This is a genomic window from Streptomyces sp. NPDC002734 (genome assembly GCF_040295685.1).
In the GTDB taxonomy this organism is placed as follows: Bacteria; Actinomycetota; Actinomycetes; order Streptomycetales; family Streptomycetaceae; genus Streptomyces.
In genome coordinates, this window is the sequence record NZ_JBEOVU010000030.1 from 1 (window position 1) to 16342 (window position 16342).

At 69.0% G+C, this 16342-nt stretch carries 16 protein-coding genes; 6 read left to right on the forward strand and 10 right to left on the reverse strand.

The features are described 5' to 3' along the window. Positions 1–118 precede the first annotated feature (118 nt). Entirely contained in the window at positions 119–898 is a 780-nt protein-coding gene (locus ABT026_RS24000) for a GntR family transcriptional regulator (protein ID WP_351117201.1), read from the reverse strand. A gap of 18 nt (positions 899–916) precedes the next feature. Here ABT026_RS24000 and ABT026_RS24005 point away from each other — a divergent pair, with 18 nt between their 5' ends. After that, complete coding sequence (locus ABT026_RS24005) at positions 917–1384, forward strand: NUDIX hydrolase (RefSeq protein WP_351117202.1); 468 nt, start codon at positions 917–919, stop codon at positions 1382–1384. 372 nt (positions 1385–1756) lie between these two features. On the opposite strand, the gene ABT026_RS24010 is transcribed toward ABT026_RS24005, so the two are convergent. From ABT026_RS24010 to ABT026_RS24020, 3 genes are all read right to left on the reverse strand, one after another. Further along, a complete protein-coding gene (locus tag ABT026_RS24010; RefSeq protein ID WP_351117203.1) occupies positions 1757–1894 on the reverse strand; it encodes a hypothetical protein in 138 nt (45 codons plus the stop codon). A 447-nt stretch (positions 1895–2341) separates the two neighbouring features. After that, positions 2342–2833, reverse strand: a complete 492-nt coding sequence (locus ABT026_RS24015) for a hypothetical protein (RefSeq protein ID WP_351117204.1) — start codon at positions 2831–2833, stop codon at positions 2342–2344. Between the two features lie 12 nt (positions 2834–2845). Further along, the gene (locus ABT026_RS24020; RefSeq protein ID WP_351117205.1) at positions 2846–4345 is read right to left on the reverse strand and encodes an RNA-directed DNA polymerase; all 1500 of its coding nucleotides are present in this window, start codon (positions 4343–4345) and stop codon (positions 2846–2848) included. A gap of 338 nt (positions 4346–4683) precedes the next feature. On the opposite strand from ABT026_RS24020, the gene rlmN reads away from it, so the two are divergent. From rlmN to ABT026_RS24045, 5 genes are all read left to right on the forward strand, one after another. Continuing rightward, positions 4684–5790, forward strand: a complete 1107-nt coding sequence (gene rlmN, locus ABT026_RS24025) for a dual-specificity RNA methyltransferase RlmN (protein WP_351117206.1) — start codon at positions 4684–4686, stop codon at positions 5788–5790. Between the two features lie 227 nt (positions 5791–6017). Continuing rightward, the gene (locus ABT026_RS24030; protein WP_502968049.1) at positions 6018–7109 is read left to right on the forward strand and encodes a thiamine ABC transporter substrate-binding protein; all 1092 of its coding nucleotides are present in this window, start codon (positions 6018–6020) and stop codon (positions 7107–7109) included. A 56-nt stretch (positions 7110–7165) separates the two neighbouring features. Next, the gene (locus ABT026_RS24035; RefSeq protein ID WP_351117276.1) at positions 7166–8767 is read left to right on the forward strand and encodes an ABC transporter permease; all 1602 of its coding nucleotides are present in this window, start codon (positions 7166–7168) and stop codon (positions 8765–8767) included. A gap of 2 nt (positions 8768–8769) precedes the next feature. After that, on the forward strand, positions 8770–9792 hold the full coding sequence (locus ABT026_RS24040) for an ABC transporter ATP-binding protein (RefSeq protein ID WP_351117207.1): 1023 nt from the start codon (positions 8770–8772) through the stop codon (positions 9790–9792). Between the two features lie 23 nt (positions 9793–9815). Next, on the forward strand, positions 9816–10613 hold the full coding sequence (locus ABT026_RS24045; protein ID WP_351117208.1) for a maleylpyruvate isomerase family mycothiol-dependent enzyme: 798 nt from the start codon (positions 9816–9818) through the stop codon (positions 10611–10613). Positions 10614–10638: 25 nt separating this feature from the next. Here ABT026_RS24045 and ABT026_RS24050 read toward each other — a convergent pair whose 3' ends face one another. From ABT026_RS24050 to ABT026_RS24075, 6 genes are all read right to left on the reverse strand, one after another. Next, positions 10639–11046, reverse strand: coding sequence for a VOC family protein (locus ABT026_RS24050; protein ID WP_351117209.1), 408 nt, complete (start codon positions 11044–11046; stop codon positions 10639–10641). Between the two features lie 164 nt (positions 11047–11210). After that, positions 11211–12551: a hypothetical protein gene (locus tag ABT026_RS24055; RefSeq protein ID WP_351117210.1), complete on the reverse strand. Its 1341-nt coding sequence runs from the start codon at positions 12549–12551 to the stop codon at positions 11211–11213. Further along, the gene (locus ABT026_RS24060; RefSeq protein WP_351117211.1) at positions 12533–13273 is read right to left on the reverse strand and encodes an ABC transporter ATP-binding protein; all 741 of its coding nucleotides are present in this window, start codon (positions 13271–13273) and stop codon (positions 12533–12535) included. The genes ABT026_RS24055 and ABT026_RS24060 overlap by 19 nt, the downstream gene beginning before the upstream one ends. 219 nt (positions 13274–13492) lie before the next feature. Continuing rightward, positions 13493–14191, reverse strand: a complete 699-nt coding sequence (locus ABT026_RS24065; RefSeq protein ID WP_351117212.1) for a hypothetical protein — start codon at positions 14189–14191, stop codon at positions 13493–13495. Positions 14192–14282: 91 nt separating this feature from the next. Continuing rightward, complete coding sequence (locus ABT026_RS24070) at positions 14283–15674, reverse strand: aspartate aminotransferase family protein (protein WP_351117213.1); 1392 nt, start codon at positions 15672–15674, stop codon at positions 14283–14285. Between the two features lie 2 nt (positions 15675–15676). Next, the gene (locus tag ABT026_RS24075; protein ID WP_351117214.1) at positions 15677–16174 is read right to left on the reverse strand and encodes an Lrp/AsnC family transcriptional regulator; all 498 of its coding nucleotides are present in this window, start codon (positions 16172–16174) and stop codon (positions 15677–15679) included. Positions 16175–16342: the final 168 nt, after the last annotated feature.

Sequence of the window (16342 nt, forward strand, 5' to 3'; positions counted from 1 at the left end):
TGTTCGACTCCGTCACTCATGTATAGGAGTGACGATATGAAGAGTGCACGACTCCTATACATGAGTCAACCCGCCGAGACGAAGAAGTCCCGGCGGGCTGTGGAGAGTTCAGGTGGCGTCAGTCGGTGGCGGGGATGCGGTACTCGAAGATGAACTGGTCAGCGGCCATGAGGGTGTCGCACACCTCGACCACGCGACCGGCTTCGGTGACGGCGTTCCGCAGCAGGTGGATGACCGGGGCGCCAGGGCTGAGAGCGAGTTCGGAGGCTTCCGCCTTGGCCGCCGGCCGAGCCTGGAGCGTCTCCACGAACTCCGTGAAGACGTGGCCGTCGTCCTCCAGGCGGGCGTAGATGCCGCCCGGACCGGGATTCTCGGAGAACAGTTCGGGAATGTCCTTGACCACGTCCCAAGGGAGGTAGGAGGTGGCGGTCTCGACGGGGACGCCGTTGCGGAAGTAGAGGCGTCGGCGTGCGAGGACCTGAGTGCCGACGGGGACGTCGAGGCGTTCCGCGATCTCCTCCGGGGCCTCCATAGGGCCGATGTAGAGGACGCTCACCTTGGCGGTCGCGCCGGACCGGGCCGACTCGGCGAGGTAGGCCGCCTTGCCTTCTCGGCGGTGTGAGGCGCGGAAGCGGTCGGAGGAGCGGAGCCGCACGGGCGGTCGGTCCTTCACGATCGAGCCCTTGCCATGCCGGGTCTCCACTAGTCCGCTCGCCCGGACTTCGACCATCGCCTTGCGGATGGTGCCGCCGGCCACGCCGTAGCGCTCGACCAACTCGGATTCACTCGGCACCAGGTCGCCGGGCTTGAGCACCCCAGCGCGGATCTGCTGGACGATCTCCTCGGCGATCTGGACGTACCTCGGTACGGCCCTCCCACCTCCTACGGCTGTTCCCATAGTCCTTCTCACTCTCCTATGCTCCTGTACATGAGTAACAGCGTCCGAGAGACCCAGTCAACGCCACTGCATTCTGTGTCCGTGGCGGGAGTTGTGGTGCGCGAGGACGGACGGCTACTGGCGATCCGCCGGGCGGACAACGGAACGTGGGAACTCCCGGGTGGCGTGCTGGAGCTCTCCGAGTCCCCGGAAGACGGGGTAGTCCGGGAAGTCCGGGAAGAGACCGGCATCCGCGTTGAGGTCAACGAGCTCACGGGGGTCTACAAGAACACGACGCGCGGCATCGTCGCCTTGGTGTTCCGGTGCAAGCCGTCGGGAGGGTTCGAGCGGACATCCGCGGAGTCGACCGCTGTCGACTGGCTCACGCCGGCGGAAGTGGCCGAGCGCATGTCCGAGGTCTACGCAGTGCGGCTACTCGATGCGCTGGACGGCAACGGGCCCCACGTTCGGAGCCATGACGGCAAGCGCCTGAGCCAAGCGCGGTAAGACTTTCTCTACTTCATCAAGGCCCGCGCACGGCGCGGGCGCGCGCCGCCTCTGCGGCGCGGCCTGCCTCCTGTCTTCGCCCCGGCTGGCCGCGCTCGGCGGCGCGCTCGGCGGCTGCGGGCATGAAGGGGGAGAACCCCTCTGTGGCTGGGGCGGTCGGCTCCACGGCTTTAGGCAGCCGCTTTGGGGCGAGCCTCGAAGATCATGGCCCCAACGTCGTGCTTTACGGGCAGGTCCACTGACTGCCCGACTCGCCATCAGCTTACGGGGCCATGATCACTCGCCCCAAAGCAGCTCCAGCCCAAAGCCGCTCCGCCGACCGCGTGGAAATGTGCGGGCTGTCGGGGTCGTCCCCGACAGCCCGCGGGCGCGCTACTTTCGGCGCAGGAGGATGCGAAGGACTTCGGTGATGTCCTTGCGGTTGCAGCGCAGGAGAGCCAGGACTCCGAAGATCAGGAAGATCACCAGACTCAGAGCGATGAGTGCGGCTGCGATTTCGTTTTCGGGCATGCGGAACTACGCCTCTCTTGAAGGCGTAGACGGCATGGCTAACCAGGTGAGCCCGCTGTGGCTCTTCGCTCCAAGCACGATCTACGTATGAATGTTGGTGTGGATCTTGAAGTAAGCGGATCTCAAGCATACGGGGGCGGGCGTAGGACAGCAACGAATTACAGTAACTACGGCAAACATGCGCGACTGCCCCCGAACGTAGACGCCCTCTTCATCGGGTCGGGTGACCTCGGTGACGGCCCGCCCGTAGTGCGCACCGACGGGACGCCCGACGTAGGTGCGCGTAGAGCCCCGCTCTCCCGGGTGGTCAGCCCGCCGGCGCGACTGGGTCATCGCAGCTTCACCGGTACCGTGCGACCAATGCAACGGGGCTCGGACGCAGTGCCCGAGCCCCGACGCGCGACGTGTTGGAATGCAAGTGAGGTGAAATCCGGCAGCGAAATGCAACTAGGAGGCCATGCCCTGCTCAATTCTATTGCTAGCTACATTGAACGATCTGTTGGGAACGGGAGCATCACCGGCGACTATCTGTGTGTACTCGTTGTTCAACTGCTCTACCCGACCCCGGGCATCCTGAAAGCTGATGCTTGGATCAGCGGATAGGAATCGAAGTTCAAGCTTTACTTTGTGGCGCAAAATGGTGTAGGAGCGAGCTGAGTTCAGAAAATCTGTGGCCTTCTTCGTTGTGCCAAGGAAAGACGCTGTCGCGGCTACGCTGCCTGCCACCGCAGCCATGGCGCCCCAAAAAGGCTTTGGTCCAATGGAAGTCATGAATCCAGATACTGCGGACAAGCAGGCTGGCAGAAACACCATGAGTCGGCCCCATAGCTCGGCTCGTTTCGCGGCTTCGAAGTATGCCTGAGCGCTGTAAAGGCAGCTTCCGTGCAGTGAATCTAGCTGCTCTTTAAGGGAGTCGTGCTGGGCATCGGTCAGCGCCATCTCGGCACCTTTCTAAGAGACTGGTATTTGAGGCGGCTCGGCGCGCAGATACTTGCACACCCATTTGAGCTGGGGAAGATACTCCTCCACGTCATTCAGATACCGTGAGGATAGGTTCCGTGACTCGTAGAGGGACATCAAGAGGGCTCTGCGCATGGTGATGCTTGGCTCTTCCTCGAACTTGTGCCGCAAAAGCTGGGCCTCCGAAACGGAAGCTGCGCGACCAAGGTATCGGCTGGCGAACTCGCGAGGGAAGTCCTCTCGATTTCTGTCTTCCAGAATCAGCCATGCAGATTCTTTCATTTGAAGGTCGTTCAGGTTCATAGTCAAAAAATATCGGAGGATTCTCTGTTCAAGGTATGGGTAGCTCTTGCTTGCTCCTGACCGCATGAAGTTGACTAGTTTTCTCTGTATTTCTTCTACGCGGTTCTTGAAGAGGGCGAGGTATGAGAATACTTCCTTGGCTATGTGGGCGATGAATGGCAGGTTGTCGAGACACCAGCTAACGGCATATTCGTCGCGAAGTCTTGCCAGTCGGTTGATCACGAAGCGAAGGCTTCGGGTGTCTGATGACTCCTGCTTGGTTATCTCGTCGAAGTACTGACGTACCTCTATGTATGCCCCGGGGATGCCAATGTCGCAGGCCGCCGAAAGTGAAGCCTTGCGCACGTCGTGGATTCGTTTGAAGGCCTCCTCAGGTTCCAGTATCGCGGTCTTTTGTGCAGACATTGACAACCTGCGGGCCCTCAGAATTCTGTTAACCTCGCTCAATACGTCCCGAAGCTCGGTCCAGTCCCGGTGGAAAACCATAACGTCATCGGAGTACCTAAGGTACTTGAAGTCGCTTTTAGTTAGGTACTCGTCGACTGGAGCGAGATAGAGATTCGCCAAGATCCCCGAGGCGTCCGAGCCTTGAGGCAAGCCCCAGGCGTGGTTAATCCGCTGAAAGCTATCCAAGAACCTGTTGAGGTTCTTGGAGTGATCGGCCGATCTTGATAGACAGGCTAGATCGTCTGCAAGAATAGTGACGTCGATGTGTTCATAGAACGACGAAACGTCCAGTGTCGCCATGCGAAGCCAGTTGTCCGACCGGAGGGTGATCCGCGCCTTCGCCTGCATTTGCTTCCAAGGCTGGTACCAGAATTTCGGCCTCCCGATCCTGTGGTCCCAGCGGTAGCTGTATACGGGCTTTCGGATCTGTCTGTCAATGCTCGCGGCTGCCGAGAATATGAGCGCATCATAAATGAGCCGATCTCTAGCAGAGAATCGAGCCAACGGGCGGAATGAAATGGCGTTCTTTGGATAGTCGACTATCTCGGTATGTCGCGGAGTGCAATCTCCGTCTGCTATGGCGACTTCCAGAGTCTCCCTGTAGCCCCGATTCCACTGATGTTCGATGTCGGCGTAAGCGGCAACATCGGGAATTTCCGAGTATTCCTGATTTCGAATCAGTAGATCTTTTGCGGTCGACAGTGTCCGTGTTAGCGCCATCGCCTTAACGAACTTGCGCATCTATTGCCTCCCCCCGTCAGCCTGGTCACTGATGATACGGCTAGCAGGCTTGCTTAGGCTCTCGGCAAGAGTTGCCGTTCCGGGTCTTCGCAGTTGGGCGATGTCGAAGTCCTTCCGGACCGTCGCCGTCCTGCCGGTCGTGTGGCGCGCGCTGGAGTCGGGATGCCTGCGTGTGAGTCCTCTACGCGTCCTCTGCTGTTCGAGGTCAGGCATCCTTTGCGGGGCCGTCTGTGGGCCGTCCGAAGGGACCCAGCGATGACGTGTGACGACCACCAACGACAGGCGTCTCGCCTCACAGCCCCAGGTCACCCCATTGGATCTGCGACACTGGTACAGCCATGCCTAAGCCCGGAGAACTCACTTTCGTCGCCCCGCGCGGAGCCAAGAAGCCGCCGCGGCACCTCGCCGACCTCACGCCCGCCGAGCGCAAGGAAGCGGTGGCCGCGATCGGCGAGAAGCCGTTTCGCGCCAAGCAGCTCTCGACGCACTACTTCGCGCGGTACGCGCACGACCCGGAGCAGTGGACGGACATCCCCGCCGGCTCGCGGGCGAAGCTCCAGGAGGCGCTGCTTCCCGAGCTGATGACCCCGCTGCGGCACCTGTCCACGGACGAGGGCACCACCCGCAAGACGCTGTGGAAGATGTTCGACGGCACGCTCGTCGAGTCGGTGCTGATGCGGTACCCGGACCGGGTGACCATGTGCATCAGCTCCCAGGCCGGCTGCGGGATGAACTGCCCGTTCTGCGCCACCGGCCAGGCCGGGCTGGACCGGAACCTGTCCACGGCGGAGATCGTCCACCAGATCGTGGACGGCATGCGCGCGCTGCGTGACGGGGAGATCCCCGGTGGCCCGGCGCGGCTGAGCAACATCGTGTTCATGGGTATGGGTGAGCCGCTCGCCAACTACAACCGGGTGACCGGGGCGATCCGCCGCCTCACGGACCCGGAGCCCGACGGTCTCGGGCTGTCGCAGCGCGGCATCACCGTGTCGACGGTCGGCCTGGTGCCCGCGATCAACCGGTTCTCCGACGAGGGCTTCAAGTGCCGCCTGGCGATCTCGCTGCACGCCCCGGACGACGACCTGCGCGACACGCTGGTCCCGGTGAACACGCGCTGGAAGGTGCGGGAGGTGCTGGACGCGGGCTGGGAGTACGCCGCGAAGTCGGGGCGCCGCCTGTCCATCGAGTACGCGCTGATCCGCGACATCAACGACCAGGCATGGCGCGGCGACCGGCTGGGCCGGCTGCTCAAGGGCAAGCCCGCGCACGTCAACCTCATCCCGCTGAACCCGACGCCGGGCTCCAAGTGGACCGCCTCGCGGCCCGAGGACGAGAAGGCGTTCGTCGAGGCGATCGCCGCGCACGGCGTGCCGGTGACGGTCCGCGACACCCGCGGGCAGGAGATCGACGGGGCCTGTGGTCAGCTGGCCGCCACCGAGCGGTAATCTGGCCACGTCACACATCCGAATAGCGATTATCCGACAGGGGAGCGCTGCAGCGCTGAGAGTGCGGTACCGACCGCAGACCCTCTGAACCTCGCCCAGGTCATTCTGGGTAGGGAGTTCGGTCGACTCGAGCTGTTGCGCCCTGCCCGGGGACCCGCGTGGTCCCCGGGCAGGGCGGCGTCTCTTCCTGGTCAGCCAGGAGGAAATCCGTGCACGTCACGAAGTACATCAAGAGGCACGTCAAGAAGGAGTCGGCCGCCGCGACGGTGGCCGTGCTCGCGCTCGCCCTTTCCGCGTGCGGCTCCGGGGGCTCCGGGGACGGCGACGCGCAGGAGCCGGCCGGGAAGAAGACCGTCACGCTGGTCAGCCACGACTCCTGGGCCGCGTCGAAGGACGTGATCGCCGCCTTCGAGAAGGAGAGCGGCTTCAAGGTCAAGGTCCTGGAGGACGGCGACGCCGGGCAGGCCCTGAACAAGGCCGTGCTGACCAAGGACCACCCGCAGGGCGACGTCCTGTTCGGCGTGGACAACACGCTCCTCTCCCGCGCCCTCGGCAACGAGATCTTCGACCCGTACGAGGTGAAGGAGTCGGCGAAGCTCGGCGAGGAGTTCCGCGTCGAGGGGAACAAGGCCACCCCCGTCACCACCGGCGACGTCTGCGTCAACTACGACAAGGCGTACTTCGAGAAGAAGGGCCTCCAGCCGCCGAAGAGCTTCGACGACCTGGTGAAGCCGGCGTACAAGAACCTGCTGGTCACCGAGGACGCGAGCACCTCCTCGCCCGGTCTCGGCTTCCTGCTGGGCACCGCCGCCGAGTACGGCGACAAGGGCTGGCAGGACTACTGGAAGAAGCTGAAGGCCAACGGCCTGAAGGTGGTCAGCGGCTGGGAGCAGGCGTACAACGAAGAGTTCTCGGGGTCCGCCGGCGGCAAGCAGGCGGGCGGGGAGCGTCCGCTGGTCGTCTCCTACGCCTCGTCCCCGCCGGTCGAGGTCGTCTACGCGGACCCGCAGCCGAAGGAGGCCCCGACCGGGGTCGCCACCGGGACCTGCTTCCGGCAGGTCGAGTACGCGGGCCTGCTGAAGAACGCGGCGAACCCCGAGGGCGGCAAGGCGCTGCTGGACTTCCTGGCCTCCAAGCGGTTCCAGGAGGACCTGCCGCTGAACATGTTCGTCAACCCGGTCCGCGAGGACGCCGCGCTGCCGGAGGTCTTCACCGAGCACGGCGTGAAGATCGAGGACCCGAAGACGATGGAGCCCGGCAAGATCGCCGGCAACCGTGACCAGTGGGTCGACCAGTGGTCGTCGCTCGTCCTGCGGTGACCACCCGCACCGGCGCCCCGGGAAGGCTGCGGAGCGACGCGGCGCGGCTCGGCCTGATGGCCGTGCCGGTCGCGTTCTTCGCGGTCTTCTTCGCCTACCCCGTCGTCGCCATCGTCCTGCGCGGACTGCGCGGCGAGGACGGGGGCTGGCAGCTCGGGGAGGCCGCGGGCGTGCTGGGGCGGCCGGAGGTCCGGGAGGTCCTCTGGTTCACGCTCTGGCAGGCCCTGGCCTCCACTGCGCTCACCCTGGTGGTGGCGCTGCCCGCCGCGTACGTGTTCGCCCGGCTGCGGTTCCCCGGGCGGGAGGTGCTGCGGGCGGTCGTCACCGTGCCGTTCGTGCTGCCGACCGTGGTGGCCGGCGCCGCGTTCCTCGCGGTCGTCGGGCGCGGCGGGCTCTTCGACACCTGGTGGGGCGTCCGGCTCGACGGCACGGTGTGGGCCATCCTCCTCGCGCACGTGTTCGTGAACTTCGCGGTGGTGGTGCGCACGGTCGGCGGCCTGTGGGCGCAGCTCGACCCGGGGCAGGAGGAGGCCGCCCGGATGCTGGGGGCCTCGCGCTTCGCCGCCTGGCGGACGGTGACCCTGCCCGCGCTGGGGCCGGCCGTCGCCGCGGCGGCACTGATGATCTTCCTGTTCACCTTCACCTCCTTCGGCATCGTGCAGGTCCTCGGCGGTCCCGGGGTCTCCACGCTGGAGACGGAGATCTACCGCCGCACCGCCGCCCTGCTCGACCTGTCCACGGCCGCGGTGCTCAGCCTGGTGCAGTTCGCCGCGGTGGGAGGGGTCCTCGCCGTGCACGCCTGGACGGTGCGGCGGCGGGAGGCCACCCTGCGGCTGGTCGACCCCTCCACCACCGCGCGTCCGCCGCGCGGCGCCGGTCAGCGGCTGTTGCTGGCCGGGGTGCTGGTGGTGACCGCGGTGCTGATCGTGCTGCCTCCGGCGGTGCTGGTGCAGCGGTCCTTCGCGGCCGGGCTCGGCTACTACCGGCGGCTCACCGAGGAGGACGGCGGCGCCTTCCTCGTCCCGCCGATCGAGGCGGTGGGGAACTCGCTCGAGTACGCGGTGGCCGCCACGGCGATCGCGGTGGTGATCGGCGGACTCGCGGCCGCCGCCCTCGCCCGGCGGGACGCCGGCCGGTGGGTGCGCGGGTTCGACGCGCTGCTGATGCTGCCGCTGGGCGTCTCCGCGGTGACCGTGGGCTTCGGCTTCCTGATCGCCCTGGACGAGCCGCCGCTGGACCTGCGCGCCACCTGGATCCTGGTCCCGCTGGCGCAGGCGCTGGTCGGCGTGCCGTTCGTGGTGCGGACCATGCTGCCGGTGCTGCGCGCCGTCGACCACCGTCTGCGGGAGGCGGCCGCGGTGCTCGGCGCCTCGCCGTGGCGGGTGTGGCGTGAGGTGGACCTGCCGATGGTGCGCCGGGCGCTGCTGATCGCCGCCGGGTTCGCCTTCGCGGTCTCCCTCGGCGAGTTCGGGGCGACGGTGTTCATCGCCCGGCCCGACAACCCGACCCTGCCGGTCGCCGTCGCCAAGCTCATCGGGCGGCCCGGCGACCTCAACTACGGCCAGGCCATGGCCCTTTCGGTGATCTTGATGGTGGTGTGCGCGGCGGCCCTGCTGGTGCTGGAGCGGCTGCGGGGCGACCGGACGGGAGAGTTCTGACGATGCTGCTCAGCCTGGAGGGCACGACGGTCCGGTTCGGCGGACACGCCGCCCTTGACGCGGTGGACCTGGCGGTCGCCGAGCACGAGATCGTCTGCGTGCTCGGCCCCAGCGGCAGCGGCAAGTCGACGCTGCTGCGGGCCGTCGCGGGCCTGCAGCAGGTGGACGCCGGACGGGTGCTGCTGGACGGCCGCGACCAGGTGCGGGTGCCCGCGCACCGGCGCGGAGTGGGCCTGATGTTCCAGGACCACCAGCTCTTCCCGCAGCGCGACGTGGCCGGCAACGTCGCCTTCGGTCTGCGCATGCGCGGTGCGGGGCGCGAGGAACAGGAGCAGAGAGTACGGGAGTTGCTGGAGCTGGTCGGGCTCCCCGGGGCGGGCGGGCGCGGCGTCGGCACGCTCTCCGGCGGCGAGCAGCAGCGCGTCGCCCTCGCCCGCGCGCTGGCTCCCAGCCCCCGGCTGCTGATGCTCGACGAGCCGCTGGGTCAGCTCGACCGCACCCTGCGCGAGCGTCTGGTGGTCGAACTCCGCGAGCTCTTCGGCCGGTTGGGCACGACCGTGCTGGCCGTCACGCACGACCAGGGCGAGGCCTTCGCGCTCGCCGACCGGGTCGTGGTGATGCGGGACGGCCGCGTCGCCCAGACCGGCACGCCGCTGGAGGTCTGGCAGCGCCCCGCGGACGCCTTCGTGGCCCGCTTCCTCGGCTTCGAGAACGTCACCGGGGCGAGCGTCTCCGGGACGGTCGCCGAGACTCCCTGGGGCCGGGTGCCCGTCCCGGAGGGCTCAGCGCAGGGCGAACGGACCGTGCTGGTACGGCCGTTGGGCGTCCGGGTGACGCCGCTGGGCGCGGAGGCCGGGTACACGGTGACCGCCCGCACCTTCCAGGGCGCGCAGGTCGCGCTGCGGCTGCGCCCGGACGGGGACGCGCCGGAACTGGAGGCGGTGTGCCCGCTGCGGGACGCCCCCGCGCAGGGGGAGAGGGTCGCGGTCTCCTTCGACACCCGCGAAACCGTGGTGCTCGGCTGAACCGTGGAGCCTAGGGTGCGGGGATGATCACTCTCTCGCACGAGGACCACATCGCGAACGTCGGCCGCCAGGTGGAGCAGTTGAGGTCGGTGGTGGTCCCGGGCGCGGACCTGGCCGCCGGGGTGCCGACCTGCCCCGACTGGACGCTGGAGGACCTGGTCCGGCACGTCGGCGGGGCGCTGCGGTGGGCCGCGCTGCTGGTCGCCCGGAGGGCCACCGCGGACCTCCCCGACGAGGAGGTCCCCGGGTTCGACGGGCCCGAGGCGCGCGGCGACGCGGCCGCGCTCGACGCGTGGCTGGCGGAGTCCGGGCGGCTGCTCGTCGAGGCTCTGTCCGGTGCGGCCCCGGACACGCCGGTCTGGTCCTGGTACGAGGAGCGGACGGCCGGCTTCTGGGCCCGCCGGATGAGCAACGAACTGGCCGTCCACCGGGCCGACGCCGCCTTCGCCGCCGGGCAGCCCTACGAGGTGGCGCCCGAGGTGGCCGCCGACACCATCGAGGAGTGGCTGGGGATCGTCCGGTTCGCCCAGCGGGACCCTGACGACGCGGACGGCGTCGCCCTGCGCCTCGGCGGCCGCACCCTCCACCTGCACGCCACCGACGCCCCCGCCGGGCTCGACGCCGAGTGGCTGGTCGAGCTCGCCGACGAGAGCGTCCGGTGGAGCCGGCGGCACGGCAGGGCCGACGTGGCGCTGCGCGGACCGCTGACCGAGGTGATGCTGGCCTTCCAGCGGCGGACGGCGCCCGACGCCGGGTCGCTCGAGGTGCTCGGCGACCGCGCGCTGCTGGACCTCTGGCTGTCCCGCACGCGGTGGGCCTGACCGCTCCGGGCAGGCGCCGGACCGATCAGCCCTCAACGGCCGCCGGGTCCATCCAGACGACCTCGAAGGTGTGACCGTCCAGGTCGTCGAAGGCCCGGCCGTACATGAAACCCAGGTCCTGCGGGGCGCGCGGTTCGGTGGCGCCCAGCGAGAGCGCCCGCTCCACCAGCTCGTCGACCTTCTGGCGGCTCTCCGCGCTCAGGGCGATCATCACCTCGCTGGTCTTCCTGGCGTCGGCGATCTCCTTGTCGGTGAACTGCTGGTACTTCTCGTGCGCCAGCAGCATCACGACGATGCTGTCGGCGACGACCACGGAGGCGGTCGTCTCGTCGGAGAACTGCGGGTTGATGGAGTAGCCGAGCTGCGAGAAGAACTTCTTCGACGCCTCGATGTCTCCGACGGGCAGGTTCACGAAGATCATCTGCTGGTACATGGGAACGCCTTCCTCGACACGGTGTGCGGTTGTAGGGGAGACCGTGGAAGGGCGCCGAACTCATCGGGAGTTCGGCGCCCTTTCGGATCCCTTTCGGACGGATCCCTTTCCGACGGATCCGTTTCCGGCGGATTCATCGGCGACGGATCGGTTCCGCTGCCGGGTCAGCTCCCCGGAGTGAGCGAGGCCAGTTCGGCCACCGCCACGGTGAGCGGACCGAAGACGGCGAGCAGGACGCCCCCGCGCAGCGCGGCGCAGGCCCGCAGCGTGGTGGCCGGGGCGCCCACCCTCAGCAGCGCGAGCATGGTGTCCGCCCGGATCTGACGGACCTCGATCGCGGCCGCGGCCAGGGTCGCCGCCGTGCAGCCCGCCACCAGCACCGCGCCCAGCGCCCCCAGCGGGCCGAGGACCGCACCGCCGAGGCCGTAGCGCAGGATCAGCGCGTAGGCCAGGGCGGCGACCGCCGCGACCACGCCCAGCGGACGCCCCACCCGGGAGGCCTCGGCCATCAGCACCCGCCCCGCGAGGAGGCGGACCGCGCCCGGGCGGGCGGCCTGCAGCAGCCGTCCGCACAGGTGGGTGAGGCCGGGACCGATCAGTGCCAGGCCCAGCGCGGCCAGCGCCCAGCCGGCCAGCAGGCCCCCGGGCACCGTGGCCAGGTCGGGGGAGAGGGCGACACCGGTGCGGTTGGCATAGGTGGCGACGCCGAGGCCGGCCACCAGGATCGCCACGCCCCAGGGCAGCCCGTCGGGAGCGGCGGTCAGCGGAGCCGGCACGTCGGTCACCGGAGCGGGGACCGGCGCGTCCTCGTCCTGGTCCGCTGCCACGGCGACCGCCGTGACGCCGCCCGTGGCCGCGGCCTCGCCGTCGAGGACCGAGGCAGGGGACGGCGACGCTGCGGGGGCCGGGGAGCCGGAGGGAGACGAGTCCGCCCGCGGCTTCCCCCGCCGGGCGTCGGGCATCCGGCGGCGGGCCGAGGCACGCAGCCCGCCCGCCTCCCGCGGCCGCAGCGCCGACGCGGTCGCCACGGAGGCGATCAGCGGGACCAGGGCGAGCAGCGTGAGCGTGGCCGGCAGCGGGAGCGGAGGGCCGGCCGAGAGGAGGGCGGCCGCCCCGCCGTCGAACGGCATGCCGGTGAGATCGCCGCGCAGGTGCAGGAAGAACAGCAGCCCCAGCGCCGAGCCGAGCAGGCAGCTCAGCGCCGTCGTCACCACGGAGACGGCCATCAGGCGGCCCGGCCCCAGACCGATGGCCGACAGCCCCGGTCGCGGCCGGGTCCCCGGGTCGGTGCGGGCCACCGCCACCGCCAGGTACACGGTGGCGGCCAGCGGCGCGGCGCACCAGGCCAGCCGGACGGAGGCGTCGCCCGGGGCCTCCGGATGGGCCAGGGCATGGGCGAGGGAGGACAGCAGCAGGAACCCGGTGCCGCCGGACGCCGCCGCGACCATCAGCCGGCGGAGCTGGACGGCGGCGCCGGAACGGCGGCCTAGACGGAGAGCGAGCACGAGGCGCGCCCCTCCGTGCCGGCAGCCGGGGGCAGCTGCGCGTTGCTGACACGGCGTCCGTCGAGAAGGTGGACGACCCGGTCGGCCAGGGCGGCCGCCTCGAGGTCGCCGGTGGCCAGGACGACGGTGATGTCGTGCGAGCGGGCCGCGGTCATCAGGGTGCGCAGCACGTGCACCCGGTCGGCGCGGTGCAGCGGCGCGGTCGGCTCGTCGGCGAACAGCACGGTGGGGGAGGGGGCGAGAGCGCGGGCGATGGCCACCCGCTGACGCTGCGCCTGGTTGAGCTCCAGCGGGTTCTTGCGGGCGAACGCACCGACGTCCAGGCGCTCCAGCCAGTCGACGGCGCGCTCCCTGGCCTTGCGGCGGCCCAGGCCGCGCAGCATCAGCGGCAGGGCGGCGTTCTCCCAGACGTTCAGCTCCGGGACGAGTCCCGGCTCCGGGTCGACCCAGGCGAACCGCTCCCGGCGCAGCCGTTCGCGGCTCAGCGGGCCCATGGTGTGCACGGGGGTGCTGTTGAACCAGACCTCCCCCTTGGTGGGCGACAGCATGCCCGACAGGCAGCGCAGCAGAGTCGTCTTGCCGCTGCCGCGCGGGCCTCCCACGGCGAGGATCTCGCCGTCCCGGACGCCCAGAGAAACGCCGTTCAGCCCGGGCGTGCGGTCGCGATGCGTGAAGTGCAGGGCTCGTGCCCAGAGCACGTCGTTGTCCGGCGGGGCCTCCACGGGCGTCACCTCGGTTCAGATCGCGTGCGATTGCTGTCCGTTCCCTCGTCCGGGGGAACGAAGACAGCCCCGATCGGTCACTGGGCACGCTAGGTAGAACCGGGCGGCGGCCGTGCGAGGCCGGGGCTCTGGGGCTCCGTGTCTCACCCGTCCGGCCCCGCAGCCTCGCCGTCTTGTCACACGGTCAGCTCATCTGCCCGAGAGGGGTGAGGTCGACCGTCAGTCGCACTTGGTGCTCTGCTCGAACCGCTCCGCCGACGCGTCGTCCCGGTCCCCCAGGTGCAGGTACTCTGTCGCCGGCCCCGAACTCCGCTCGACCTCGACGGTCACCTTCCCCGAGACGTCCCCCTCCGGGGTATCGGGCTGCGAGTCGGGCACGTGCACGGCGTACACGGTGCGGCGGCCGTCCGACAGGGTCTCTCCCTCGCCGAAGGCCAGGTCGCGGGTCCCGCAGGACAGTGAGGTGACCTTCTCGCGGTCGGCCAGAAAGAGGATGAAGTCGCCGTAGACGCCACCGGTCTGGTAGAGCTCCTGGACGCGGGGCTTGCTGCCGATGGGCAACGGGTCGTTGAGGCAGGCCGTGATCGCGCCCGGGCTCTGCTGCATGGCCCAGCAGACGCGCCCGTCACCGGTCTCCCAGACGAAGGTGACGTTGCCCCCCTTGCCCGTGGAATGACGGACCTGCGCGGGACCCTCCGCAGGGCGGTCCCCGGCGGCCAGGCCCGACGCCACCTCGGCCCAGTACGCCTCCGGGTCGAAGGATGGTGGGACGGGCGACGCGGAGGCCGCAGTGCTCGAAGGCGCCGACGGCTTCGGGGGCGTGGCCACCGAGGCGCCGGCTTCCCCGCCTCCGCCCCCGCAGCCCGCCAGTACCGCCCACGCCGCCACGACCGCCACCGCGGTGACCGCACGCCTCATGTCCGCCCCCTGTCTCTCCCAGCGGGAACGCCCCGTCGGGAGGGACAGAGTGGCGCGCGGCGGATCCGGGCGACAAGCGATCTGATCAGGATCAGAGCTTGGTCCACGCCTCCGTCAGGGTGGCGCGGAGGATCTGCTCGATCTCGTCGAAGGTGCCCTGGTCGGAGATGAGCGGCGGGGCCAGCTGGATCACCGGGTCGCCGCGGTCGTCGGCCCGGCAGTACAGGCCGTTCTCGAAGAGCTTCTTCGAGACGAACCCGTAGAGCACCCGCTCGGTCTCCTCCGCGTCGAAGGTCTCCTTGGTGTCCTTGTCCTTGACCAGCTCGATGCCGTAGAAGAAGCCGTTGCCCCGCACGTCGCCCACGATCGGCAGGTCGCGCAGCTTCTCCAGGGTGCCGAGGAAGGCGCCCTCGTTGTCCAGCACGTGCTGGTTGAGCTTCTCCTGCTCGAAGATGTCGAGGTTGGCCATCGCGACGGCCGCGGAGACCGGGTGGCCGCCGAAGGTGTAGCCGTGCAGGAAGACGTTGCCGCCCTGGTAGAACGGCTCGGCGAGCCGGTCCGAGACGATGCAGGCCCCTATCGGGGAGTAGCCCGAGGTCATCCCCTTGGCGCAGGTGATCATGTCCGGCTGGTAGCCGAACTTCTCGCAGCCGAACATGGTGCCCAGGCGGCCGAACGCGCAGATGACCTCGTCGGAGACGAGCAGCACGTCGTAGGTGTCGCAGATCTCCCGGACCCGCTGGAAGTAGCCGGGCGGCGGCGGGAAGCAGCCGCCGGCGTTCTGCACCGGCTCGAGGAAGACCGCGGCGACCGTGTCGGGGCCCTCGAAGAGGATCTGCTGCTCGATCTGGTCGGCGGCCCAGCGGCCGAACGCCTCCGGGTCGTCGCCGTGGAGCGGGGCCCGGTAGAGGTTGGTGTTGGGCACCTTGTGCGCGCCCGGCACCAGCGGCTCGAACGGGGCCTTCAGAGCGGGCAGGCCGGTGATCGAGAGGGCGCCCTGGGGGGTGCCGTGGTAGGCCGTGGCGCGGGAGATCACCTTGTGCTTGGTGGGCTTGCCGGTCAGCTTGAAGTACTGCTTGGCCAGCTTCCAAGCGGTCTCCACCGCCTCGCCGCCGCCGGTGGTGAAGAAGACCTTGTTCAGGTCGCCCGGGGCGTGGTGCGCGAGCCGCTCGGCGAGGTCGACGGCCTGGGGGTGGGCGTAGGACCACACGGGGAAGAACGCCAGCTCACGCGCCTGCGCGGCGGCCGTCTCGGCGAGCACCGCCCGGCCGTGGCCCGCCTGGACCACGAAGAGACCGGCCAGGCCGTCCAGGTACCGCTTGCCGTTGTCGTCGAAGATGTGGACGCCTTCGCCCCGCACGATCGTCGGGACGGGGGCGTTCTCGTACGACGACATGCGGGTGAAGTGCATCCACAGGTGGTCGTAGGCGGCCCTGCCGCGGTCCTTGCTGCTGCTGAAAGCCTGGCTGTCCTGGCTGTTCACGGCTATCGCGTTCCCCACATGTAGGTCTGCTTCTTCAGCTTGAGATAGACGAAACTCTCGGTGGAGCGCACCCCGGGGACGGCGCGAACACGCCGGTTGATCACTTCCAGCATGTGATCGTCGTCCTCGCAGACGACCTCCACGATCAGGTCGAACCGCCCCGCCGTCATCACCACGTACTCCGCCTCGTCCATGGCGGCGATGGCGTCGGCCACCGCCTCCACGTCGCCCTCGACGTGGACGCCGACCATGGCCTGCCTGCGGAAGCCCACGGTGAGCGGGTCGGTCACCGCGACGATCTGCATCACGCCCTGGTCCAGCAGCTTCTGCACGCGCTGGCGCACCGCCGCCTCGGACAGGCCGACCGCCTTGCCGATCGCCGCGTACGGGCGCCGGCCGTCCTCCTGGAGCTGCTCGATGATCGCGAGGGAGACGGAATCCAGGTGCGGGGTGCCGCCGCTCGGGTCTGCGTTTCGACTGGCCACGGTGCCACTCTGCACGACGGATCGATCGTTCGGCAAGAGTCGACCGATGAAATTCGTCGTTCAGGAGTCGATTTACTGCGGATTTCGCAGATGTGGCGTGGTCGGGGGTGTCGGAAACGTGCGGTTCCGGACTAGGGTGGGCGTCTCAAGCAACGAGACGTTCCGCGTGAGCGGGACACCCGC